At 62.9% G+C, this 21952-nt stretch carries 21 protein-coding genes; 11 read left to right on the forward strand and 10 right to left on the reverse strand.

Annotation, left to right across the window (positions count from 1 at the left end):
* The first annotated feature begins 2 nt into the window (after positions 1 to 2).
* Positions 3 to 692, forward strand: a complete 690-nt coding sequence (aat, locus tag ACOY6C_RS04420; RefSeq protein ID WP_420904284.1) for a leucyl/phenylalanyl-tRNA--protein transferase — start codon at positions 3 to 5, stop codon at positions 690 to 692.
* 51 nt (positions 693 to 743) lie between these two features.
* On the opposite strand, the gene hemW is transcribed toward aat, so the two are convergent.
* The 5 genes from hemW to ACOY6C_RS04445 all read right to left on the reverse strand — a co-directional run bounded on the left by hemW (position 744) and on the right by ACOY6C_RS04445 (position 5497).
* Entirely contained in the window at positions 744 to 1898 is a 1155-nt protein-coding gene (hemW, locus tag ACOY6C_RS04425) for a radical SAM family heme chaperone HemW (protein WP_420904285.1), read from the reverse strand.
* Positions 1895 to 2593: a ribonuclease PH gene (gene rph, locus ACOY6C_RS04430; protein WP_420904305.1), complete on the reverse strand. Its 699-nt coding sequence runs from the start codon at positions 2591 to 2593 to the stop codon at positions 1895 to 1897. The genes hemW and rph overlap by 4 nt, the downstream gene beginning before the upstream one ends.
* A gap of 118 nt (positions 2594 to 2711) precedes the next feature.
* Positions 2712 to 4211: a sulfate reduction electron transfer complex DsrMKJOP subunit DsrK gene (gene dsrK / locus ACOY6C_RS04435; RefSeq protein ID WP_420904286.1), complete on the reverse strand. Its 1500-nt coding sequence runs from the start codon at positions 4209 to 4211 to the stop codon at positions 2712 to 2714.
* 70 nt (positions 4212 to 4281) lie between these two features.
* Entirely contained in the window at positions 4282 to 4995 is a 714-nt protein-coding gene (locus ACOY6C_RS04440; protein WP_420904287.1) for a respiratory nitrate reductase subunit gamma, read from the reverse strand.
* A 166-nt stretch (positions 4996 to 5161) separates the two neighbouring features.
* A complete protein-coding gene (locus tag ACOY6C_RS04445; RefSeq protein ID WP_420904288.1) occupies positions 5162 to 5497 on the reverse strand; it encodes a TusE/DsrC/DsvC family sulfur relay protein in 336 nt (111 codons plus the stop codon).
* Positions 5498 to 5930: 433 nt separating this feature from the next.
* Here ACOY6C_RS04445 and ACOY6C_RS04450 point away from each other — a divergent pair, with 433 nt between their 5' ends.
* The 3 genes from ACOY6C_RS04450 (at position 5931) to wecB (ending at position 10113) form a co-directional block, all read left to right on the forward strand.
* Positions 5931 to 6239: a (2Fe-2S) ferredoxin domain-containing protein gene (locus tag ACOY6C_RS04450; protein ID WP_420904289.1), complete on the forward strand. Its 309-nt coding sequence runs from the start codon at positions 5931 to 5933 to the stop codon at positions 6237 to 6239.
* Between the two features lie 122 nt (positions 6240 to 6361).
* Positions 6362 to 8596: an AsmA family protein gene (locus tag ACOY6C_RS04455; protein ID WP_420904290.1), complete on the forward strand. Its 2235-nt coding sequence runs from the start codon at positions 6362 to 6364 to the stop codon at positions 8594 to 8596.
* 404 nt (positions 8597 to 9000) lie between these two features.
* A complete protein-coding gene (wecB, locus tag ACOY6C_RS04460) occupies positions 9001 to 10113 on the forward strand; it encodes a non-hydrolyzing UDP-N-acetylglucosamine 2-epimerase (protein WP_420904291.1) in 1113 nt (370 codons plus the stop codon).
* 170 nt (positions 10114 to 10283) lie between these two features.
* Here wecB and yihA read toward each other — a convergent pair whose 3' ends face one another.
* The gene (yihA, locus tag ACOY6C_RS04465; protein WP_420904292.1) at positions 10284 to 10955 is read right to left on the reverse strand and encodes a ribosome biogenesis GTP-binding protein YihA/YsxC; all 672 of its coding nucleotides are present in this window, start codon (positions 10953 to 10955) and stop codon (positions 10284 to 10286) included.
* Positions 10956 to 11254: 299 nt separating this feature from the next.
* Here yihA and dusB point away from each other — a divergent pair, with 299 nt between their 5' ends.
* From dusB to atpF, 7 genes are all read left to right on the forward strand, one after another.
* Positions 11255 to 12259 carry a tRNA dihydrouridine synthase DusB gene (gene dusB, locus ACOY6C_RS04470; RefSeq protein WP_420904293.1) on the forward strand — a complete coding sequence of 335 codons (1005 nt, stop codon included), beginning with the start codon at positions 11255 to 11257 and terminating at the stop codon, positions 12257 to 12259.
* Positions 12256 to 13335 carry a two-component system sensor histidine kinase NtrB gene (locus ACOY6C_RS04475; protein ID WP_420904294.1) on the forward strand — a complete coding sequence of 360 codons (1080 nt, stop codon included), beginning with the start codon at positions 12256 to 12258 and terminating at the stop codon, positions 13333 to 13335. Before dusB ends, ACOY6C_RS04475 begins: the two co-directional genes overlap by 4 nt.
* Positions 13332 to 14849: a nitrogen regulation protein NR(I) gene (gene ntrC / locus ACOY6C_RS04480; protein ID WP_420904295.1), complete on the forward strand. Its 1518-nt coding sequence runs from the start codon at positions 13332 to 13334 to the stop codon at positions 14847 to 14849. Before ACOY6C_RS04475 ends, ntrC begins: the two co-directional genes overlap by 4 nt.
* Positions 14846 to 15166: an AtpZ/AtpI family protein gene (locus tag ACOY6C_RS04485; protein ID WP_420904296.1), complete on the forward strand. Its 321-nt coding sequence runs from the start codon at positions 14846 to 14848 to the stop codon at positions 15164 to 15166. The genes ntrC and ACOY6C_RS04485 overlap by 4 nt, the downstream gene beginning before the upstream one ends.
* A gap of 20 nt (positions 15167 to 15186) precedes the next feature.
* Positions 15187 to 15978 (forward strand): F0F1 ATP synthase subunit A, encoded by a 792-nt coding sequence (locus tag ACOY6C_RS04490; protein WP_420904297.1) that lies wholly within the window; start codon positions 15187 to 15189, stop codon positions 15976 to 15978.
* A 70-nt stretch (positions 15979 to 16048) separates the two neighbouring features.
* Positions 16049 to 16276, forward strand: coding sequence for an ATP synthase F0 subunit C (gene atpE, locus ACOY6C_RS04495; protein WP_420904298.1), 228 nt, complete (start codon positions 16049 to 16051; stop codon positions 16274 to 16276).
* On the forward strand, positions 16276 to 16836 hold the full coding sequence (gene atpF, locus ACOY6C_RS04500) for a F0F1 ATP synthase subunit B (protein WP_420904299.1): 561 nt from the start codon (positions 16276 to 16278) through the stop codon (positions 16834 to 16836). The genes atpE and atpF overlap by 1 nt, the downstream gene beginning before the upstream one ends.
* A 204-nt stretch (positions 16837 to 17040) precedes the next feature.
* On the opposite strand, the gene ACOY6C_RS04505 is transcribed toward atpF, so the two are convergent.
* The 4 genes from ACOY6C_RS04505 to ACOY6C_RS04520 form a co-directional block, all read right to left on the reverse strand.
* A complete protein-coding gene (locus ACOY6C_RS04505) occupies positions 17041 to 18258 on the reverse strand; it encodes a TIGR03087 family PEP-CTERM/XrtA system glycosyltransferase (RefSeq protein WP_420904300.1) in 1218 nt (405 codons plus the stop codon).
* On the reverse strand, positions 18258 to 18824 hold the full coding sequence (locus tag ACOY6C_RS04510) for an RDD family protein (protein ID WP_420904301.1): 567 nt from the start codon (positions 18822 to 18824) through the stop codon (positions 18258 to 18260). Before ACOY6C_RS04510 ends, ACOY6C_RS04505 begins: the two co-directional genes overlap by 1 nt.
* Before the next feature lie 109 nt (positions 18825 to 18933).
* The gene (locus ACOY6C_RS04515; protein WP_420904302.1) at positions 18934 to 20289 is read right to left on the reverse strand and encodes a GGDEF domain-containing protein; all 1356 of its coding nucleotides are present in this window, start codon (positions 20287 to 20289) and stop codon (positions 18934 to 18936) included.
* 231 nt (positions 20290 to 20520) lie between these two features.
* Complete coding sequence (locus ACOY6C_RS04520) at positions 20521 to 21804, reverse strand: GGDEF domain-containing protein (RefSeq protein ID WP_420904303.1); 1284 nt, start codon at positions 21802 to 21804, stop codon at positions 20521 to 20523.
* Positions 21805 to 21952: the final 148 nt, after the last annotated feature.

The raw sequence follows: 21952 nt of genomic DNA on the forward strand, positions 1-21952 counted from the left end.
TCATGCCCATCTTTCGTTTACAGCCCGAGCCTTATTTCCCGGATCCGAGTCTGGCCGAGCCCGAGGGGGTGCTGGCCGTGGGTGGGGATCTGTCGCCCCGGCGGTTGGTGGCCGCCTATGCCGAGGGGATTTTTCCGTGGTATTCCAAGGGGGAGCCGATTTTGTGGTGGAGTCCGGATCCGCGGGTGGTGTTGGAGCCGGGTGATTTCCACATTTCGCGCAGTCTTCAGAAGACCATCAGGCGGGGAACGTATACCGTCACGTTCGACTGTGCCTTTGACCAGGTGATTCGTGGTTGTGCCGCCGCGCGGGAGGCGAGTGGCACCTGGATCACCCATGAGATGGAGCGTGCCTTCATTCGCCTGCACCGGTTGCGGTTGGCCCATTCGGCGGAGGCGTGGCTCCTGGACGAGGAGAGCGGGTTGCCCCTGTTGGCGGGTGGGGTGTATGGCGTGGCATTGGGAGCGGTTTTTTTTGGTGAATCGATGTTTTCGGTACGGACGGATGCTTCCAAGGTGGCTTTTGTGTTTCTGATGCGGCGGTTGGTGGAGATGGGGTTTGAGTTGATCGACTGTCAGGTGGCCACGGATCATCTGTTGCGGTTCGGGGCCCGTCCGATTCCGAGGGATCGGTTTCTGGCGCGGTTGCGGCGGGCGGTCGCCAGGCCGATTCCGGCGGGAATGTGGCGGTGAGAAAAACGTTTGCGGGCGGATCTTCCCTGATGACGGGAATCCATCCCGCCGTCACCCGGTCAACCGCTCCACGATCGCATCCAAACAGGCCACGCCAGCCTCCGTCACCCGCACCCGCGCCTCATCCACCTCCAACAACCCCGCCTCGACCAACTCCCACACCCGCGCGCCACGCGCCTCCACCAAATCCACCCCCGTGAGCGCCCGATACCCCGCACGATCCACCCCAACCGCCATCCGCAACCCCATCATCACGCACTCCATCCCCACCTCCCGCCTGGACAAAGGCTCGGGCGTGGCAAACGATCCGTGTAAATAACCCGTCAGATCCGTTGAATTGGCCCAGCGCCAGGTCACACCCGCCTCGTCGCGCCACTTGCCATGCGCGCCGGACCCGATGCCCAGATAATCTCCATAGGCCCAATAGTTCCGATTGTGACGACACGCCTGCCCAGGTTTGGCGAAATTGCTGACCTCATACGGATCATAGCCGTGCCCGGCCAGAAAGCGCCGCGTGAACCCAAGGAACTCGAGCGCCAACCCCTCATCCGGCATCACCATGCGTCCGGCATCGTAACGACGCTGAAACGCGGTGCCCTCCTCCAGCGTCAACGCATAGCCGGAGAGATGACCCAACCCCAAACCAACCGCCTCGCGCAACTCCGCTTCCCAAGCCTCCAAGGTCTGGCCCGGCGTGGCATAAATCAGGTCCGCGTTGAGATGGCTGAAACCAGCCTCCAACAACCCCTGCACCGCATCCAGGGCACGTTCCCGATCGTGGGGCCGCCCCAACAGCCGCAACCGCTCGTCATCCAGGGCCTGAATCCCCAGACTCACCCGGTTGATGCCGGCTTCGCGCCAGATGGGCATCTTCTCGCGCGGACACGACTCCGGATTGGCCTCCAACGTGATTTCGCATCCGGGTTCCAGGGGCCACAGGGTTCGCACCGCGTCCAGGATCGTCTGGATGGCCGCCGGGTTGAGCAGGGAAGGGGTGCCTCCCCCGAAAAAGATCGCGTGCAGGGGTCGCCCATCCCCATGGGCGAAGGAGCGCCAATGGCGCAACTCCTCGATCAGACGCGCCACATAGGCCGACTCGTCCCCGAGTCGGTCGGGGAGCGAGTGGAAATCGCAATAGGGGCATTTGCGGATGCAGAAGGGGAGATGAAGGTAGAGCGTGATCGGGATGCCGGCCTGTCCGGTCACGCGGACAGCTCACCCAGAAAGGTTTTGCGTTGCAGAGCGATCAGTTCGCCGATTCCCTTGCTGGCCAGGTTGGCCATGGCGTTGAATTCGTTGAGGGTGAAGGGGGTGGTTTCGGCGGTGCCCTGGATTTCGATGAATTTGCCGCTACCGGTCATCACGAAATTCATGTCGGTTTCGCAGTCGGAATCCTCCTTGTAGTTCAGATCCAGCAGAGGGGTTCCCTTGACCATGCCGCAACTGACCGCGGCCACGAAATCGGTGATGGGCAGGGATTTGATCAGGCCCTGTTTTTCCAGCCAGCGGCAGGCGTCCATGAAGGCGATGAAGCCCCCGGTGATCGAGGCGGTTCGGGTGCCGCCGTCGGCCTGCACCACGTCGCAGTCGATCCAGATGGTGCGTTTACCCAGTTTGGTCAGGTCGGTGACCGCGCGCAGCGAGCGACCGATCAGCCGTTGGATCTCCAGGGTGCGTCCGCCCTGACGGCCCTGGCTCGCCTCGCGGGTGGTGCGGTCGTGGGTGGCGCGGGGGATCATGCCGTATTCGGCGGTCACCCAGCCGCGATTCTGGTTTTTCATCCAGCGTGGTTGTTGTTCTTCGACCGAGGCGGTACAGATGACTCGGGTTTGGCCAAAGCCGATCAGGCAGGAGCCTTCGGCGCGGTGGTTGAAAGGGCGGGTGATGGTCACGGGCCGCATTTCGTCTGGTTGGCGTCCGTCGTTTCGGCTCATGTGTCGGGCTTTCGGCGGTGAGAACCGCGTTGGAAGGTTGAGAATTCCTGCAAGAGTGGGGAGCCTGAATCGTTACGCTGTTTTGCTACACCACACCCTTTTTGGCACCCAACTGAATCGCATTGCTCACCAATTGATGCACCCCACCCACCATCTCCATGGGAATTCCATACATGGGCAACACCTTGGTGAACTGGGCTTTGCAGATGGCACAGATCAACGCCATGAAGTTAACCTTGTCGCTCTCCATCACCCGCTTCAAGGCGGTGACGCGCGGTTGCACCCCGCGAATGCGCAGATCCATCAACTCGTCGGTCAACAATCCCCCACCACCGCCGCAACAGAAGGTCTTCTCGCGAATGGTGTCTTCGTCCATGTCCACGAAATGGTTGCAACTGGCGCGAATCAGATCACGCGGAATCTCGAACTGCCCGCCCGCCTTTGGTCCCATGCGGGTGGCGCGCGCCACGTTGCACGAATCGTGGAAGGTGACCCGGTATGGATCGTTGGCCTCCTTGTCGAGAGTCAGGGCGCCCCGGCCGAGCAGATCGTGGGTGAACTCGCAAATGTGCTGCGGAGCCGGATAACGGGGATCCAGGAAATCGAACGGACCGTTCAGGGTGTTCCAGAAAGCGTAGGCCACACGCCAGGCGTGTCCGCATTCGCCCACCACCAGGCGCTTGACCTTCAAGGCGCGGGCCTGCTCGACCACCCTCTTGGCGATCTTTCTTTGCTGCTCATACGAGCCGATGAACATGCCGAAGTTGGCCGCTTCCGAGGCATAGGAGCTGATCGTGAAGGAGATGCCGGCTTGATGGAACACCTTGGCATAGCCCATCAGGGACTGGATGTGCGGCTCGCTGAAGAAGTCGGCGGAAGGAGCGACCAACAGCACGTCGGCGCCCTCCTGATCCAGGGGGATGCGCACGTCGTGACCGGTGGTGTCCAGGATCTCCTCTTCGAGGAACTCGAGGGTTCCCTTCAAGGCCGGTTTCGGGATGCCGAGGTTGTTGCCGATCTGATGGACCTTGCCGATGATTTCCACCGAATACTTGTGGCCCACGCCGATGGCGTTCATGATTTCGCGAGCGGCCATGGTGATCTCGGCGGTGTCGATCCCGAACGGACAGAAGACCGAACAACGCCGACACTGGGAACACTGGTGGAAATAGGTGAACCACTTGTTGAGGGTCTCTTCGTCGAAATCGACCGCATTCACCAGCCCCGGAAACATCTTGCCCGCCGGGGTGAAGTAGCGGCGATAGACGCTGCGCATCAACTCCGCGCGCTGCACCGGCATGTTGTTGGCGTCCTGGGTGCCCAGATAGTAGTGGCACTTGTCGGTGCAGGCGCCGCACTTGACGCAGATGTCCAGATAGACCTGCAAGGAGCGGTACTTCTTGAGCAATTCACCGAGCTTCTCGATGCCCTTTTGCTGCCAGTTTTCCACCCGTTCGCCAGGAAAACCCATGGGATCCATATGTTTGGCCGTGGCCGGATAAGGGGCCAGATGCGCCATGGTGCCGGTTTTCAGATCAGGCGTCTTGATGTCATCCCCGACAACGGGAACATGATAGTCAGCCACGCGAGAACTCCTGAAAAAAGGTTGCGATCATCCAAATCATGAAGACGAGCCGTTGCGATCCCGAATCAGGTCACGGTTCCGCCCAGGGGTTGACGTGTTTCTTTTCCCGGGGGTTGTCCACCTGGTTGCGCGTCGGGCTGAAGAAGATCCCGCCGGCATGCATCAGCTTGCTGAAGGGGAAGACCACCAGAAGCAGGCCGACCAGCAGCAGATGCAACAGGAACATCACATCCCCCGCGGAGTTGAGCGGCGGCAGACCGGTCACGGAACTCCACATGGTCAGCAGGTGGCTTTTGATGGCCACGATGTTGGGACGCAATGCGAAATCCATCAGCAGGCCGGATCCGGCGATGGCCAGAAGCAGCGCCAGGAAGAGATAATCGGCCTTGGAAGAGATGTGCTTGACCCGCTGGAAGACCAGACGGCGCAACAGCAGGAAGGCCAGGGCCCCCGCCATGACGATGCCGGCCACGATGCCGAAGATCTGCAACGGCCCGACGAAGGCCGGCAGGGGATCGACGAAATAGCGCAGATGCCGGATCAGCACCACGGCCATGGCTCCGTGAAAGGCCAAGCCACCGGCCCAGGCCAGTTTGTCGCTCTTGAAGAGGCTGTTGAAGAAAAAGACCTCGGTGCAGAGCCGCCAGGCGACACCCGGCAGGGTGGTCGGAGCCGGCGTGGTGGCGATTTTGAGCGGCGCGGGGGAGCGGGCGTAAACGAAAATCCGGCTTGCGAAACCGAGAACGAAGATGGCCAGAACAATATAGGCGAGGAAGGTCAACATCCGGCTTTCCCCATGTCAAGAAAAGGGATGAGGCTTGGAAATGGGTTGCCGATCCAATCCGTGATCCATGGATCGGCAACCATCTCGACGCCGTCCGAATGGTGCTTGAAAAAAAAAGCGCCCGGACGGTTGATGATCTTTTTTGGGGTGTGGCCCGATCCTGGGATTACACGCAGCCGGTCGGCTTCGGGAGTCCAGCGATTTTGCAGGCCTGCTTGGCGGGTCCGCCCGGATAGAGGTCGTACAGGTATTTGGTGTTGCCTTTTTCCTTGCCGAGTTTCTTGCCGATGGCCTTGGTGAGGATGCGGATCATCGGGGCGATTTTGTACTCGTCATAGTACTCGCGCAGGAAATTGACCACTTCCCAGTGGGACTCGGACATATCCACGCCTTCGGTCTTGGCGAGATAACCGGCGACATCCTGACTCCAGTCGGTCAGGTTGGCCAGGTAACCGTCCTCGTCGGTCTCGTAGGTGCGGCCGTTCAGTTCAAAACTCGGCATGATGACATCTCCTCAAACGTGCGATGAAAGGGGGCGAAACATTTCGCGGACAAAGAATATCTGAACCATTCTGGATCCAGTCGGGGGAGTCGTGACCCGGTTGGATCGATAACGCCGCGTCGCGCCGTGGTCTGGGACCAAAGGCGATTCGCGGCGGATACGGTTGAAAAATTTAAAAAAGTTATATTTATCGCTTTCGCGTCTTGCGTATGATCGATTCGAACATTAGCATATCATGATTCTCCAAAACAGCAAGTCCCAATCCACGCACCGCCATTTTCGCTCCGGTTGGGGAGTCGCTCCTGGAATCCATTGGGAACGCCCACGCGCTTGGACAAAATCTCTTTTGATTGACTTTCAGGGATTTGGCACCCAAAATCAACCCCCATTGAACATGAACCGTTTTTTTTTACCCAGAGAGGAAATTGACGCGATGAAACTCAAGCATCATCTCTTCGTGTGCATGAATCAGCGTCCGCCGGGCCATCCGCGCGGCTCGTGCGGCGGCGCCGGGGCAGGTTCGGTCTACGAGGCGATCGCCGGCGAGATCGAGAAGCGCGGTCTGTTCGAACAGATCATGGTGACCGGCACCTTCTGCATGGGGCCGTGCGACAAGGGACCGACCGTGGTGGTCTATCCGGACGGGGTCTGGTATGGCGGGGTGAAGCCCAAGGATGTCGCGGAGATCTTCGACACCCATCTTGTGAGCGGCGAACCGGTGAAACGGTTGCGGATCATGTAGGGCGAACCGGTGAAACGGTTGCGGATCATGTAGGGCGAACCGGCGAACCGGTGAAACGGTTGCGGATCATGTAGGCGAACCGGGCGGCCATCCGGGTGAGCATGTCGGGCGGGGGTGAGGGGATGAATCCAACCCTGAAACGTGTTTTTCGGGTGACGGCGGGCCTGGCGGGTCTGGTGATGATCCTGCTTGTCGCCGTGCCGGTGCTGGTGCATCCCAACCAGCTCCGGGCGCCGATCGGCGCGCTGGTCAAGAACGCCACCGGTCGGACGCTGACCATTCACGGCGAGGTCGGCCTGGCCTTTTTCCCGAGCCTGGAACTGATTCTGCGCGACCTCTCCCTGGAGGAGGATCCGGCGTTCGGCGTCGAGCCGATGGCCGAGGCGCGCAGCCTGGCGATGGGGGTGAAATTCATGCCGTTGCTCTCCGGTCGGGTGGAGATGGATCGCGCGGAACTGACCGGTCTGCGGTTGCGCCTCTCCACCTTGGCGGATGGACGCTCCAACTGGTCGGCACTCCTGGCCTCTCCGCATCCGGGGGGAAAGACCGGCGACACGGAACCGGCGGCCCATCCCGCCTCCCTGCTCGACCGTCTGCTGGGGATGTCCATCGGCGGCATCGAAATCGCCCAGGCCACGCTCTTTTGGCATGATCGGCAGGCCGGCCTGGATCTCAAGCTCGAACCGTGGGCCTTCAAGACCGGGCCGATCCATCCGGGCCGACCGGTCACCGTGACCGGTTCGAGCCGTTTTCTGGAGGCCGGGCATGGCAGCAACGGTCGCCTGGAGATGAAAGCCCAGCTGCGTCCTCTCTCCCAAGGCCGGATCGGCATCGAGGGGTTGACCCTTCAGCTTGCTTCCGGGGTGGTCAACGGCATGGTCAAGGAGGTCAAGGCCGGACTCCAGGCCGAATTGATCCTGGATCCGCAGGCCCGGCAGGCGGTCTGGTCGCGGGTGGAACTCAACGCCAACCTTTGGTCGGATGCCGAGTGGATGCGCGAGTTGACCCTGGGTTTCCAGGGCGGCATGGAGATGGATCTGAGCTCCGGTCGTCTGGCCGCGCCCCAGGCGCGGCTCAACCTGCTCCTGAAGGCCAATTCCCTCCCACCCGCCGGGGTGCGGGCGCTGGTCCGAGCCGATCTGAGCGCCGATCCCTCGCGCCACGTTCTGGATCTGGACAACCTGGAGATCGAAGGGCCGGCGGGTTTGAAGGTGAACGGCGACATGCGCGCCGCGGCGCGACCCCTGCTGATCGAGGGGAGCCTGGAGGCGCGACGTTTCGATTTTCGGGCGCTGTTGATCGCCCTGGGACGGACGATACCCGCCCCCGCGGATGGCAAGGTGTGCGCCGGCGCCGAGGCCGAGATGGCTTTTGAAATCAAGGACGGAACCTGGCGGATCCCGCGCCTGGAGGTGGGTGTGGATGACAGCCATCTGACCGGCTCTGCGGCGTGGTCGGTGGATGAAACACGGCTGCGCTTCGATGGACGGGTGGACAGTCTGGATTTGACCCGCTTCGTGCCGCTGCTCTCCGGCGGGGTCAAGGCCGAGAGCGGCGCGGAGGGGTGGCCCATGCCGGCGCGTGACTGGCGGGTGGAGGGTCGATTCCTGGCCGGTCGTCTGATCACCCCCAAGGGGGAGTTGACCGATCTGGATCTGCTTCTCGCGGCCAGCGATGGGGTGATGCGCATCGATCCCGTTACGTTTGGCGCGCATGAAGGCCGGATGCGCACGGTGGTCGAGATCGATCAACGCGGTGAGGAGCCGGTGATCCGGATCGAGCAGCAGGCCGAGGGGATTCGCGTCGGACCGCTGCTGAAAGAGGGGTTCGGTTGGAGCGGTATCGATGGCAAGGGGGGCTGGCGGGCCCGCCTGGCCACCCGTGGCCGGGAGCGGCCGGCGATGTGGCGTGCCCTGGAGGGCGAGATCGGCCTGGAGGTGGCGGAAGGGGTGGTCACCGGGCTGGATCTGGTCGGCAAGGCGCGTCAGGCCCATGCCCAGTTCATCCGGCAAAGGGCTCCGGCCTCCGGGGCCGACGAGACCGCTTTCAGCGGTTTGGACGCGACGGTTCGCCTCGGCGACGGCAAGGCGCGCATCACCGATCTCAAGGTCACCGGCCCGGATCTGTTGGCGACCGGCTCCGGCGAGGTGGATTGCGCCAAACGGCAGGTGGAAGCCGCCTTGAACGTCGATGTGACCACCGCCGTGCGCGGGGTGGCGATCGATGTCGAACGGTATCAGGGTCTGACCCAGCCGTGGACGCTGCGCGGCCCGTTCGACGCCATCAAACGGTTCGAGCCGGGCACGGTCGATTTCTCCCGCGTGAGTCCGCCGACCGGTACGCCCACCAAGGAGTGAGAGGCTGTTTGGCACATGCCAGACAGCCGACGCGGGCCATTCATGGCCTGCCAAATTGCGCAGCAATTTGAGAAGCACGAATCGATTTTGTAACCATTCAGGTCCCCCTCTGTTACGGGGGGCCGGGGGCGATTATCGCCCCCGGCGGGGTTCGGGGCGAAGCCCTGAGGTTTGGCTTTTATGACGTTGACTTGGCCTTTCGCGCGCTTTTACGATAAGCATTTTTCGCGGTTTTTGCGAAAAGTGCGCAAGCGCGCACCGTCCTTTGTACATTCCCCCGTTGACCGCAGGGAAACGGGGGAATGTGAATTTGCATGAAGGGGTGGTGAATAGTTACCCATGGACTTCCCTTGGGAGTTCCGTGGTAAGTGATTTTTCGTGTTGAAAGCCTGGATGCCTTTGCCATGATCCCGCCCCTGATCGACATCATCGCCGGCGCGCGACCCAATTTCATGAAGATCGCGCCGATCCTGCACGCCCTGCTGAACCGGGCGCCGGGCGAAGCGCGTCTGCGGCACCGGTTGGTGCATACCGGTCAGCACTACGACGCGCGCATGTCCGGGGAGTTCTTCACCCAGCTGAACATCCCGGCCCCGGATGTCAACCTGGAGGTGGGTTCCGGCACCCAGGCCGAACAGACCGCGGCGATCATGACCCGTTACGAGCGGCTGCTGTTGGAAGCGCCGAGCGTGTTGTGCGTGGTGGTTGGGGATGTCACCTCCACCATGGCCTGCGCGATTGCCGCCCAGAAGCTCCGCATTCCGGTGGCCCACGTCGAGGGGGGGATCCGTTCCGGGGATTGGACCATGCCCGAGGAGATCAACCGCATGGTCACGGACGCGATCACCAACCACTTTTTCACCACCAGCGGCGTGGCCAACGACAATCTGCGCCGCATGGGTGTTCCCGAGGAGCGGATTTTCTTCGTGGGCAACACCATGATCGATACCTTGCTGGCCAATCTGTCCCGCCTGCGCCCGCCACCGTTCTGGGATGAACATCGCCTTGAGGCCGGCGGTTATCTGTTGTTGACCCTGCACCGTCCGGCCAATGTGGATGGGGAGGCGTCGCTCTCTGCCCTGCTTGCGGCCATCGGCGCGGGGGCGCGGGGGTTGCCGGTGATCTTTCCGGTCCATCCCCGCACCGATCGGACCTTGCGCGGGTTGGCCGGGCTTCCGGAAAACCTCATCCTGGTCGAGCCGCAACCCTATCTGGAGTTCAATCATCTGGCGCGTCACGCCAAGGCGGTGATCACCGATTCCGGCGGCATCACCGAGGAGACCACGGTGATGGGGGTGCCGTGTCTGACCCTGCGCAACACCACCGAGCGCCCGGAGACCGTGACCATGGGTACCAACGAGCTGTTGGGCACCGATCCACGGGCGATACCGCCGGCCTTGGAGCGCTTGTTCGCTGGAAAGTGGAAAAAAGGGGCGATCCCGGAGTTGTGGGACGGACGCACGGGTGCGCGCATCGTGGCGATTCTGGAGCGGCTTTATGGGGAACCGGATTGTTGAAGGATCGGGAACGTGCATGATGGAGGGTGAGGGGGTTCTCCCCCCATCATGCACGTTTACCGTGGAACCTCCCGTCAGGAGGTCCACGGTACGGGGGGTGAGGGGGTTCTCCCCCCATCATGCACGTTTAAGAATGCAGATACAGGAGCGCTCTGGAATAAGGGATTGGGTCACGCCGCAGCCAGGATCCGTTCCAGCTGTTCCCAGAGGGTGGGGATGCCGGTGCCGTCCAGGGAGGAGACCGCCAGGGGTGGGGCCATGGCCAGTTTGGTTTGCTCCTTGAGGCTTTTTTCCAGGGTGACGAGGGACTGGCGGCGTGGATTGGCGTTGAGTTTGTCGATCTTGGTGGCAACCGGCAGAAAACCGATGCCGCGCGTTTCCAGGTAGGCGATCAGCTCCAGGTCCGACTCCAGCAGACCCCGGCGCAGGTCGATCAGCAGGATCACCCCGCGCAGGCAGCGTCGTTCCTTGAAATAGGACTCGGCGACCCGATCCCAGACCAGGCGTTGATCGCGTCCCACGGCGGCATAGCCGTATCCGGGCAGATCGACGAAGCGGGCCTGTTCGCGGATGGCGAAGAAGTTGATCTCGCGGGTGCGGCCTGGCGTGCGGCTGACCCGTGCCAGGTTGCGGCGGTTGAGCAGGCGGTTCAAGAGCGAGGATTTGCCGACGTTGGAGCGGCCCGCGAAGGCCACCTCGGGCAGGTCGTCGGGGGGGAACTGGTGACGCGATACGGCGCCGACGAGAAATTGGGCCGGGTGACCGGCCAGGGGGGTGGGTGCTGGGCTGGTGATGGTGGGATCGGAGCCGGTGATGATGTGTGTGGGGTCGGGTGTGTTCATGGGGGAGATGGTATCATTCGGCCCAGGTGGTTGACAAAGTGTCATGGGAGACTGGGGGAGATTATCTCCCCCGGCGGAGGTCAGAGCCGCCGGGATTTTGGTTTTGAGTTGTTCGTTGACTGTGCAACGATTCAGGCCCCCTGCATTCGGGATGCTTTGTCTCCGCACTTAAGCCGGGGATCTTGCGGTTCTCCGTCCCCTGCAACTTGTGCATGGAGAACCCCCTAACCCTCCTGCAACTTGCATGATGGGGGGGCTGACATGGTTACGATATTCTTTGAAGGGAGCACGTTTTCGGAATGACCCTCTCCGATCCCGTGGAACGACTTTTCGCACCCCGCACCAACGGCACGCCACCCCTTTTGCTGGCGCCCATGGCCGGCGTGACCGATGCGCCGTTTCGCGCCCTGGCCACCCGTTACGGCGCGGATCTGACCGTCTCGGAGATGATCGCCTCCCAGGCGATGATCCGCGGCATCGCCAAATGTCTGAGAATGTCGCAAGGGGCCACCCCGGATGCCACCCTGGCGGTGCAGATCGCCGGGGCCGATCCGGTGGCCATGGCCGAGGCGGCACGCATGCAGGAAGATCTGGGCGCGGAGATCATCGACATCAACATGGGTTGCCCGGTGAAAAAGATCGTCGGAACCGGCGCGGGGGCCGCCCTGCTGCGCGACGAACGGCTCGCCGCGCGGATCATGGAGGCGGTGGTCACGGCGGTCAAGGTGCCGGTGACGGTCAAGATCCGCCTGGGGTGGGACGACAACAGCCGCAATGGCCAGACCATGGCCCGCATCGCCCAGGAATCGGGCATGCGCATGCTCACCGTGCATGGCCGCACCCGCGCGCAGATGTACTCCGGCATGGCCGATTGGGAGGCGATCGGCGCGATCAAGACCACGGTGTCGATCCCGGTGGTCGGCAACGGGGATGTGACATCCCCGGAGTTGGCATTAAAATGGTGGAAAAATACGGGCGTGGATGGCATCATGATCGGACGTGCCGCGCTTGGACGTCCCTGGCTGTTTGAACAGGTCGCCCGGTATCTGGCTTGTGGCGCGCCGGGCGCGCCGCCTTCGCTGACGGAACGGGGTGCCGTGATCATCGATCATTTTCATGCGATGATCGCCCACCATGGCCCGAGAAGCGGACACTTGTTGGCACGCAAGCACCTGGGATGGTTCACGCGCGGGTATCCGGACGGAGCCGCGTTTCGGGATCGGATCAATCACGCACCTCATCCGGAGGCAGTCTTGACCATGTTGCGGGAATTTCTCGATCAGGCGGCGGAACGGGCGGCATGAGAACCCCCCCGGATCGCGAAGGATTCTTCACGCCCGTGTCGCTCTGGGATCAGATGACCCTGGGCGTGGTGGGCGTGGATGCCGCCGGCGTGGTGCGCGCGGTCAACGACGCCGCGGAAAAACTGTTGGGCAAACCACGCGGTCGGCTGATCGGCGTGCGGCTGGAGGCCCTGCTTCCCGGTCATCCGGTGGCCATGGATCTTCTGACCCGCGCCCGCGCCCTCAACACCCCCTGCCGGATTCGCGACGCGCGCCTCAACCCCTCTCCGGAACGGACCGTGGCCGTGGCCCTGACGGCGGTTCCGCTGCACACCCCGGATGGAGCCTGGATGGGGGCGATGTTGCAGATGGAGGAGGTGGGCGCCACCGAGCGCATCGAAGAGGGCAAACGGATTCACGATGCCCTCGACTCCCTGGGCGATCTGGCCATGACCGTGGCCCACGAGGTGAAAAATCCCCTGGCCGGGATCCGCGGCGCCGCCCAGTTGCTGGAAGGACGGGCCAGCGGAGCGGATGCCGCCTGCGTGGAGCTGATCCGCTCCGAGGTGGATCGGGTGAGCCGTCTGCTGGACGATCTGTTGGGGCTGGCCGAAAAACAGCTGGTGCGCGAAAAGGATCTGAACATCCACGAAATCCTCGATCATGTGGGACGGGTGTGCATCAGCTCCGGTGAACGCCCGGCGCCGATCGCCGATTACGATCCGTCGCTGCCCCCGGTGCGCGGGGATCGGGATCAGTTGATCCAGCTGTTCCTGAATCTGGTCAAGAACGGCATGCAGGCCGCCGGACCCGATGGCAAGGTGCGCATCCTGACCCGCTTTTCACAACGCACCCGCATGGAACAGGGACGCCGGCGCCGCCACATCGAGGTCGAGGTGCGTGATAACGGTCCGGGCATCCCCGAGGAGATGCGTCAACGGATCTTTCTGCCGTTCGTCTCCACCAAGGCGAGCGGCACGGGATTGGGACTGTCGATCAGCCAGAAGATCATCCAGGCCCATGGCGGTCAGATGGAGATGGAGAGCATGCCCGGAAATACCATTTTTCGCGTATTGCTGCCGGTTGGGTCGCCATGAGCGGCATACGTACCATTCTCGTGGCCGATGACGACCGCGCGGTACGCTTTGTGCTGGAACAGGCCCTGACCCGCGCCGGCTTCACGGTGCGTGCCTTTGAGTCGGGTCGGGCGCTGCTCGACTTCGCGGCCAACGGGGCCGGGGATCTGGTGATCACCGACATCATGATGCCCGGCGGATCGGGCCTGGACGTGATGAAAACCTTAAAGGCCAGTCGCCCGTGGCTGCCGGTGATCGTCATCACCGCCCAGAGCACTTTGCGTCACGCGGTGCAGGCCTTCGAGGGGGGCGCGTTCGAGTATCTGGCCAAGCCGTTCGACATCCATCAGGTGGTGGAGCTGGTGCAGCGCGCCTTGGAACAGACCCAACGGGCCGCGCCGCGGGATCCGGCCCGCGAAATGGACCGTTTCGGCGGGGTGATCGGCGCCTCGCGGGCCATGCAGGAGCTGTTCCGCACCATCGGTCGTCTGGCCAACTCGGAGATGACCGTGCTGATCCACGGCGAATCGGGCACCGGCAAGGAGCTGATCGCCCGCGCGGTCCACGCCAACAGTCCGCGCCGCAACGGCCCGTTCATTGCCGTGAACATGGCGGCGATTCCGGCCAATCTCATCGAAAGCGAACTGTTCGGTCACGAGAAGGGGGCCTTCACCGGCGCCATCGCCCGTCATGTCGGTCATTTCGAACGGGCCCGCGAGGGGGCTTTGCTGCTCGACGAGATCGGCGACATGCCGCTGGAGGCCCAGACCCGGCTGCTGCGGGTGTTGCAGAACGGTGCCTTCACCCGCGTCGGCGGCTCGGAGACCTTGCGCGCCGACGTGCGCATCATCGCCGCCACCCATCAGGATCTGCCGGCGGCCATCGCCGCGGGACGGTTTCGCGAGGATCTCTACCACCGCCTGAACGTCACCCCGCTGCATGTCCCGTCGCTGCGCTCCCGTCTGGAGGATATTCCGGTGCTGGCCGAGTTCTTCCTGGCCCGCGCCGCCCGGCAGATGAACCTCCCGCCCAAGCGGTTCACCCCGCAGAGCCTGGAGAGGCTCATGGCCTACGACTGGCCGGGAAACGTGCGCGAGCTGGAGAACCTGATCTACCGGCTGATGGCCCTCACGCCCGGGGTGCTGATCCATCCGGAGTACCTGCAACTGCCCAATTCAGCCGGCAAGCGGGTCGGCTCTCCCGGCGGCGCGCCTCCTGGCGCGACGCCTGCGGTCACCGGCGGCGAAAGCGAACCGGTCACCCTGGAAACGGCGGTGGAACAGGCGATCACCCAGTATCTGGCCGTCCATCCCGGTCGGGAACCCGATGATCTCCACGACGCCATCATGGGACGGGTGGAACGGGTGCTGCTGGAACGGGTGCTGCGCGAAACCCGCGGTAATCAGGTCAAGGCCGCGCGCATGCTCGGCATCAACCGGAATACGTTGCGCAAAAAAATTCAGGAATCCCGAATGGAAAACGTGTCTGGCGCCGAGTCAGACCTTGACACGGAAAACGGGTCTTTACTAGTATGATGCACCGCACACCACCGGAGATCCCCAAGCGCGATACCGGGCGTGGCGCGCCGCAAGGCTTGGGCTTGGGCATGGGCATGCGCATGAGCACCGAACTGGTATCTGCGGTGTTCGTAGGTGGGGGTATCGGGTATCTGCTTGACTACTGGTTCAACACCAGGCCGTGGCTGACCGTTCTCTTCTTCATGTTCGGTCTGGCCGCCGGCTTCCGGAATATGTATCGCATTGCCACGCAGGATCCTCCCGGTAGGGAGGGAATAGGCCGGGGGGAGACGATCCGCGACGCGAATCGCCCGGAGGAACCACCCAGATCGTAGACAATGGAGGCCAAGCGTCCATGGATTTATCGCTCATCGCCGCCGCGCATGCCGGGGCTGCCCAAGAAGTGGCAAACACCGCCCCGAAAATGGATCCGCTGCACCATTTCCAGGTGGTCAACTACCTCAACATCACCCCGCTCGGATTGGACATCTCCATCTCCAATTCGGTCCTGTGGATGTGGATCGTCGTGGGCGTGGTCATCGGACTCTTCCACCTGGCGCTGAAAAATCCCACCCTGGTCCCCGGACGTCTCCAGAGCGTGGCCGAAGCCGCCTATCTGTTCGTGGATACCATGATCAACGAGATCATCGGCCACGAAGGAAAAAAATTCTTCCCGATCATCTTCACCCTCTTCTTCTTCGTCCTGTTCTGCAACTGGACCGGCCTGATCCCCGGTTCGTTCACCGTGACCTCGCAACTGATCGTCACCGGTACCCTGGCATTGGGGATCTTCGGTTTCTGCATCTTCCTCGGCGCCCTGCATCACGGCTGGCATTTCTTGAGCTTCTTCGTGCCTCATGGCCTGCCGCCGGCCCTGCTCCCCCTGATGGTTCCCATCGAGATCATCTCCTTTCTCGCCCGTCCGGTCTCCCTGTCGGTGCGTCTGTTCGCCAACATGACCGCCGGTCACACGGTATTGGGCGTGTTGTTCTTCTTCACCGCCACCCTGGAGTGGTTCGGCGCCTGGCTGCCGTTCGGCTTCACGGTGGTCTTCACGGGCATGGAGATCTTCATCGGATTCATCCAGGCCTACATCTTCACCATCCTGACGTGTGTCTACATCAACGATTCTCTGCACATGCACTGAATCGGCGATGTGAGGTTATTTTGTCCCTTGGATCCGTTTTTTTTGCGTTGGCATGAGGAGAGATAAAATCATGGAAAGCCTTCCCGCTTCTTTTATCGGAATGGGTTTGGCCGCCACGGGGTTGGGTGGCGCGGGTATCGGACTGGGTTACATGTTCGGCAAGGCCATCGAAGCCTTCGCGCGGCAGCCGAGCGCGGAGGGTCAGCTCTCCAAGTATGTCTGGATCGGTGCCGCGTTCGTCGAAGCCATCGCCCTCTATGGTCTGGTTCTGGCCTTCATCATCATGGGTAAAGGCTGATGATTGCCTCGGCGCATGCCTCGGCGGGGGGCGCCGCCGCGTCGTCGGGCTTGCCGCAATTCGAGCCCAGTGTGTTCGAGTCCCAGATCTTCTGGACCGTGGTGTCGTTCTTCTTGCTGATGTTTCTGCTCAAGAAGTACGTGCTGCCGCCGATCATCACCATTCTGGACAGCCGCGCCAGTCGCATCGCCGATGACTTGCAAAAGGCCGAAGCCTCGCGCAAGGAGGGGGAGCGGTTGTTGTTGAACTATCAGGGTCAGTTGGTGGCGGCCCGTCAGGTGGCGGCCCAAACCCTGGACGAGGCGCGTCAGGAGGCCAATCGCTATCGCGAGCAGGCGTTGGAGGAGCTTAACAAGGAGCTTGCCAAAAAGAAGAACGCCGCCCTGCTGGAGATCGAACAGGCCAAACAGAAGGCGATGGAAGAGGTGCGCGACGCCGCGGTGGATCTGTCGATGTTGGCCGCAGAGAAGCTGATCGCCAAATCGATCAACGCCAAGGATGCCAATCGCATGGTTCAGGAGGCGGTGACGCAGCTCGGGAAACAGTCTCAGTTGCACTGATCCGTTCTCTTTAGAGCTTTTCCCAGCGGGAGGTTACGATCTGCCCGTCCTCGGGGCGGTCAGTCGTCTCCCGTTTGGGGAAAGGAAAAAAAGCCTGGTGGATGCGTTCCACCAGGCTTTTTTTGATCAGGTCGGTCTGATGAATCCAGAGCGAACCGGTCTGATGAATCCAGAGGTCGCCACGGATGTCCCCGGCGACCGTGATCAGCCGCCATCCGTCTGTCCACCCGCCACCACCGCCAGGGCACGGGCCAGATTGTCCGTCCAACGATATTGTCGTTCCACCATCTCCCGACCCAACCGCCCACACTCCCCACCGTCCGCGTTCGCCAACAACGCCAACCCCTTGTCGATCATCTCCTCCGGAGAGTCCGCCACCCAACGCCGCAACCGGGCGTCATGCCGAATCCCCTCCATGGCCTGCGAGGTGGCCAACACCGGACGTGCCATGGCCATGGCCTCCAGCACCTTGTTCTGAACCCCGCGGGCAATGCGCAACGGCGCCACCGCCGCCTTGGACCAGACGATCCAAGGCCGCACATCCGGAACATGACCGGTCACCGTGACCCCGGACACCCCCTGAAGGCGCACAACCTCCGGCACGGGCCGACCTCCCACGATCACGAAACGGGCGCGCGGCTCCCGCGACCGAATCGCGCCGAACACCTCGCGGGCAAACCAGGTCACGGCATCCACGTTCGGCCAGTAGTCCATGGCACCGGTGAAGACCAGGGGCAGGTCGTCCGGCTGATAGGGGTTCGGATAGTCGCGGACGGGTGAGAAATGGTCCAGATCCACCCCATTTTCCCAATAGCCGGTCTTGCCGGCGCACTCGGGCGCCAACTGCCCGAATAACGCCGCTTCCGGGGCGCTGACGAACAACGCCGCATCGCACCGCATGGCCATGGCGCGCTCGGCCTCGAGAAGCAGTCGCGCCTCGCGCCGGTAAAGCCAGCGGGTCCAGCCACGTCGCTGTTCGGCATAGGCGGCCCACTTGGCGGAATCCACATCCACGAAGTCGATCACCCGTCGGATCGCCGGGTCGCAATCGAGGATGAACTGGGCCGGGGCTGCCGAATAGACCACCACCCGGCGAATCGGATGGCGTTTCAGGAGGGATGCGACCCAGGCGCGCATGTGCGGATGGTCGTAATAGGGGAGGGTGAGCGCCTGACCGGTGAGCAGCCCTTTCAAGGCGCGCAGTTTGGTGGTGAGGGGATCGAGCCGGACCAGACAGGTCTCGCCGCCACACAGGCCGGCCACGGTTCCGGCGTGCTCCCGGTCCGCCTCATCGTCGATGAAGGCCCCCAGATGGACCCGATACCGGGTCGTCAGGGCGCGCAACAGGTGATAAGAGCGGATTTTGTCTCCCTTGCGCGGCGGGTAGGGGATGCGGTGGGCGAGAAAGAGCAGCTCGTCCATCAAGAGGCCGGACGGTGAATGACCAGGGTGTCGGCAATCTTGTCGTGCAGCCCCTGCTTTCTCTTCGTGAAGGCCACCATGATGAAACCGATGAACAACAACAGCACAGAAAGGATCTTGGACCAGTAACGCGCGTTCGCGCGGCCAAAACCGATGCGTTGCCCCTGTTCATCGGTAACCTGCAGACCGAACATTTTTTTGCCGAGGGATGCCTGCCAGTGGGAGGACTCCCCCACCGTGAACCACAGCCAGTTCACCAGGATTCCCAACAGATAGCCACTCACTCCGGCGATGGAGATGATTTCGTCCTGCGTATGGCTTTCGGCCAGGGATGCGCCCAGGGCAAAGCCCAGAGGAAAGGCGAGCGCGATGGTCACGATCTGGGAAAGCAGCGTATCGACCAGGGATGCCAGTACCCGAAACCAGAAACCGGCATAACGGATCGTGGGGATCTCCGTGGTTGGGGATGTCACGGAGGAGGTCGCGGGTGCGACCATCAAGCCGCCGCATTGAGTACAGAATTTGGCATCCGACTCGTTTTTGGTTCCACAATGGGTGCAAAACATGATGTTACGGGCTCGTCAAAAAGGGGGGATCCGATCGGGCTCACGGAGCGTGTCGATCGACAACGCTTCCTTGCCGATGTTACCATCTGCCATCAGGAAGTCAAACCGCTCATCCCTTCGGATCAGCCAGCCGCACCGGCAGGGAACCATCGACAAGTGCCGTTTTGGCCTCCAGCTCCGCCAGGGCCAGCAGACGCTCCTCGGTCAGACCCAGACCCGCCTGCCAGGCGACCACCCCCACCCCCAGACGCAAGGTGACCAACGCATCGATCAGCTCATAGCGCTCACGGGCCAGGGAGGCATGGATCGCCTTGGCCGTTGCCAGGGCGACGGGTCCGTCGGCACCGGGACTCAAAATGACAAAGCTCTCTTCGTTCCAGCGGGCCAGATAATCCTCCGGGCCAGGCAGAAGGGCCAGCCTGGTCGCCAGAGCGGTGAGTACGCGCGCTGCCCGGTCGCGACCCAAAGACTGGGTAAGCTCCACATGCTCATCCACCTGGATGAAGATCACCGAAAAGGGATCTCGCGCGCTCTTTTCGCCCGGTGCGGACTCCATCTCCCGCGCCAACCGGGCCAGAAAGGCAAAACGGTTCGGCAGCCCGGTGGCCGTATCGACGAAGGTCTCATCCCGTGAGGCCATCAAGGCATTCTCGGCGCGCCGCAACAGGTTCTGGAACTGGCCGACCACCGCCTGACTGCGCGCCAACGCCTCTTCGAGTTCCGTCACCCGTTCCCAGTAACCCTGCTCTTCGGCCAGCAACGCCTCCATCACCGCCTCGGGCCGCGTCAACACCTCGTCGCTCAGACCGTGTGCCCAACTTGTGGTGGCGCCATCCTTGCGACCGATCAACGCCGAAGCCTCCACCAGATCGGCGCCCAATGTGGCCACCGCCTCGGTGATCGTCTTGCGCTCTCGCGCCCAGGAGGATCTTCCCCGGTGTTCGGTGGTGATGATCCGGCCCAGGCGTCGATAGAGGTCGTGCCAGCGCATGTTGAGCGGCGTTTCGGCGCCCCCGGAGGAGAGGACCAGGTTCGGTGGGGGTTCGTCCGGATCGTCGCCGTTCTCCCAGGCGTCCAGGGCACGCAACGCCTCGGTGATCAATTCGGGTTCGAAGTTCGGCAACGGCTCGCGTCGTCCACCCCGCAAAGCCGCCTCGGCGATCCAGGGAGCGATCTCCTCGATCATCGGCAGCAGGGTTTCCGAGTCGAGTCGATCCACGCGACGGATCGCCCGGATCAGGCGACTCACCTGCACCTGGCGGTCGCGTTCGCTGTTCAGGGCGGAAAGGGTGAGTTTTTCCAGGATCAGGATGGCCGCCTCGCGGATCTCTTCCAGCTCTCGTTGACAGGGACCGCGCGTCAGAAGTTCGCGGGTGGCCATGAAGGCGCCGCGCAGGTCGGGACGCGGCTCTTCGAGCAGGGAGCGGATGCGGGTCAACTCGGTGGTCAACCGTTCGGATTTCATGGTTTCGTCCCCAGTCTGGCGACAATGTAACGATTCAGAACCCCCACGGTGCCCTTGGGTTGCTGTAACGATTCAGGACTCCGATAGATTGGCGGGGTCCAAGGGCCCATGGCCCCTGGTGGGATCCAAGGGCGAAGCCCTTGGGACTCTTCTTTATGCCTTTTGCGCGCTTTTACGAGAAGCGATTTTTCGCGTTTTTTTGCGAAAAATCGCTCTACAACGCCTCACCACCTAACACGGACAAACCCGCATCGGCTCCAGCTTTGGCTCCCGCGCCACACCTTCGCGCCGCGATACCACCGCCACCCGATCGGTCAACTCCAACATCTCCTGACCGCTCATGCCCGGATCCAACGCCACGGTGCCACAATGGACCTCCAGCTCGATGCCGCGTTCGTCCAACAGGAACTGGGTCCGTCCCACCATCCCCTCGATATCCCGCACCGCCACATCGGCGCGACTTTGATCCGAACGCGGAAACAGGATCACCAACCGCTCGACGCTCAACCGGGCCAAGTACTCCTCATCGCGCAGATGACGACGGATCTCCCGCACCAGACCATCCATCAACCGGGTCTCCCCCTCGTGACCCAGCTTGGCCACGAGCGGCGCGAACGCATGCAGATGCAACAACGCCAACGAGAACGGCTCGTTCAGATGCACGGCGCGCTCCAGATGCCGCTTCAATTGCGCGGTGAAGGCAAACCGGTCCGGCAGGCCGGTCAAGGGATCCATGAACCCCTCGATGCGCGCCTGACCCACGGCCTCTTCCAACTGCCGCAACCGACTCTTGAGCCGCTCGGCCATCGCCTTGCTGTCCGCCATGCGCCCGGCCAGGGAACGGGCCTTCTGCCGCGCCTCCTTGCCGCGCTGTCGCAACAGGGCAGCCAGATCCGATTGTTGTCCTTCCGGTTCTTCGGTGTGGGAGGGATGCACCGCGCGCAGCGCCTCCAGACCCTGGACGATCTCTTGCCGCAAACCCTTGCGTTCCCGCGCGAGCGGCGTGGGGGGGAAAGGTTCGCGATTGGCCGCCACCCGCCGCAACAACAGCTCGATCTCGGGCCACGGATCCGCGACCGCCGGACGGTCGGCGAGACGGTTCGCCTCGCCGGCCACCTCGGCGAGGGCCTCGCCGTGCAGCCGCAACGCGGTCAACAGTCGCCCGGAGAGGGTCGCGGGCAACGCCTCGCGGGACTCGTCCAGCGGCGGGGGACGGAGGATCCAACCGGCGGCTTTTTCCAGAGGGGATTTGGCGCCGCTCAACGAACCGCTCTGGTTCAACCGCTCGCGCAACCCCTCGGCCACCAGCCGGGTCTCCGGATGCCCTTCGAGCACCGGCAGGGCCAGCCGGTCGAAAAGATGCACCACCGCCTTGCGCGCGCCGCTGCTCTCCTCGGAGCAGGGGGGCAGGGCGATCAGATCATCCAGTTGCTTGCGGGCCGTGGCCAGATGGGGCGGCTTGGCGCCCAGCAGCACCAGAACCCGTTCGAGAACCCGTGCGGTGTGTGCGTTCACGCTCTTGCCTCCGGGCGTCAGGGATGTCGGTCCACCGGCAGCACGTATTCGTTGGATTCGTGCTGGGCAGGGGGAGGCGCCGATGGATCGTCCGGATCCAGGGGCACCGGTTTGGGTTTTGGCGCGACCGGTGCCGGCGCGGCGGCGG

It is taken from the genome of Candidatus Magnetaquiglobus chichijimensis (assembly GCF_045865675.1).
Lineage (GTDB): Bacteria > Pseudomonadota > Magnetococcia > Magnetococcales > Magnetaquicoccaceae > Magnetaquiglobus > Magnetaquiglobus chichijimensis.

What these genes read in the sequence shown, in the direction of transcription:
- ACOY6C_RS04515 (WP_420904302.1), bottom strand. Translation starts at nt 20,289, where the DNA reads ATGAAATCCGAACGGTTGACCACCGAGTTGACCCGCATCCGCTCCCTG.
- ACOY6C_RS04475 (WP_420904294.1), top strand. Translation starts at nt 12,256, where the DNA reads ATGAGAACCCCCCCGGATCGCGAAGGATTCTTCACGCCCGTGTCGCTC.
- atpF (WP_420904299.1), top strand. Translation starts at nt 16,276, where the DNA reads ATGATTGCCTCGGCGCATGCCTCGGCGGGGGGCGCCGCCGCGTCGTCG.
- ACOY6C_RS04440 (WP_420904287.1), bottom strand. Translation starts at nt 4,995, where the DNA reads ATGTTGACCTTCCTCGCCTATATTGTTCTGGCCATCTTCGTTCTCGGT.
- wecB (WP_420904291.1), top strand. Translation starts at nt 9,001, where the DNA reads ATGATCCCGCCCCTGATCGACATCATCGCCGGCGCGCGACCCAATTTC.
- rph (WP_420904305.1), bottom strand. Translation starts at nt 2,593, where the DNA reads ATGCGGCCCGTGACCATCACCCGCCCTTTCAACCACCGCGCCGAAGGC.
- ntrC (WP_420904295.1), top strand. Translation starts at nt 13,332, where the DNA reads ATGAGCGGCATACGTACCATTCTCGTGGCCGATGACGACCGCGCGGTA.
- ACOY6C_RS04510 (WP_420904301.1), bottom strand. Translation starts at nt 18,824, where the DNA reads ATGTTTTGCACCCATTGTGGAACCAAAAACGAGTCGGATGCCAAATTC.
- ACOY6C_RS04490 (WP_420904297.1), top strand. Translation starts at nt 15,187, where the DNA reads ATGGATTTATCGCTCATCGCCGCCGCGCATGCCGGGGCTGCCCAAGAA.
- aat (WP_420904284.1), top strand. Translation starts at nt 3, where the DNA reads ATGCCCATCTTTCGTTTACAGCCCGAGCCTTATTTCCCGGATCCGAGT.
- ACOY6C_RS04485 (WP_420904296.1), top strand. Translation starts at nt 14,846, where the DNA reads ATGATGCACCGCACACCACCGGAGATCCCCAAGCGCGATACCGGGCGT.
- ACOY6C_RS04450 (WP_420904289.1), top strand. Translation starts at nt 5,931, where the DNA reads ATGAAACTCAAGCATCATCTCTTCGTGTGCATGAATCAGCGTCCGCCG.
- ACOY6C_RS04455 (WP_420904290.1), top strand. Translation starts at nt 6,362, where the DNA reads ATGAATCCAACCCTGAAACGTGTTTTTCGGGTGACGGCGGGCCTGGCG.
- ACOY6C_RS04505 (WP_420904300.1), bottom strand. Translation starts at nt 18,258, where the DNA reads ATGGACGAGCTGCTCTTTCTCGCCCACCGCATCCCCTACCCGCCGCGC.
- dusB (WP_420904293.1), top strand. Translation starts at nt 11,255, where the DNA reads ATGACCCTCTCCGATCCCGTGGAACGACTTTTCGCACCCCGCACCAAC.
- ACOY6C_RS04445 (WP_420904288.1), bottom strand. Translation starts at nt 5,497, where the DNA reads ATGCCGAGTTTTGAACTGAACGGCCGCACCTACGAGACCGACGAGGAC.
- atpE (WP_420904298.1), top strand. Translation starts at nt 16,049, where the DNA reads ATGGAAAGCCTTCCCGCTTCTTTTATCGGAATGGGTTTGGCCGCCACG.
- yihA (WP_420904292.1), bottom strand. Translation starts at nt 10,955, where the DNA reads ATGAACACACCCGACCCCACACACATCATCACCGGCTCCGATCCCACC.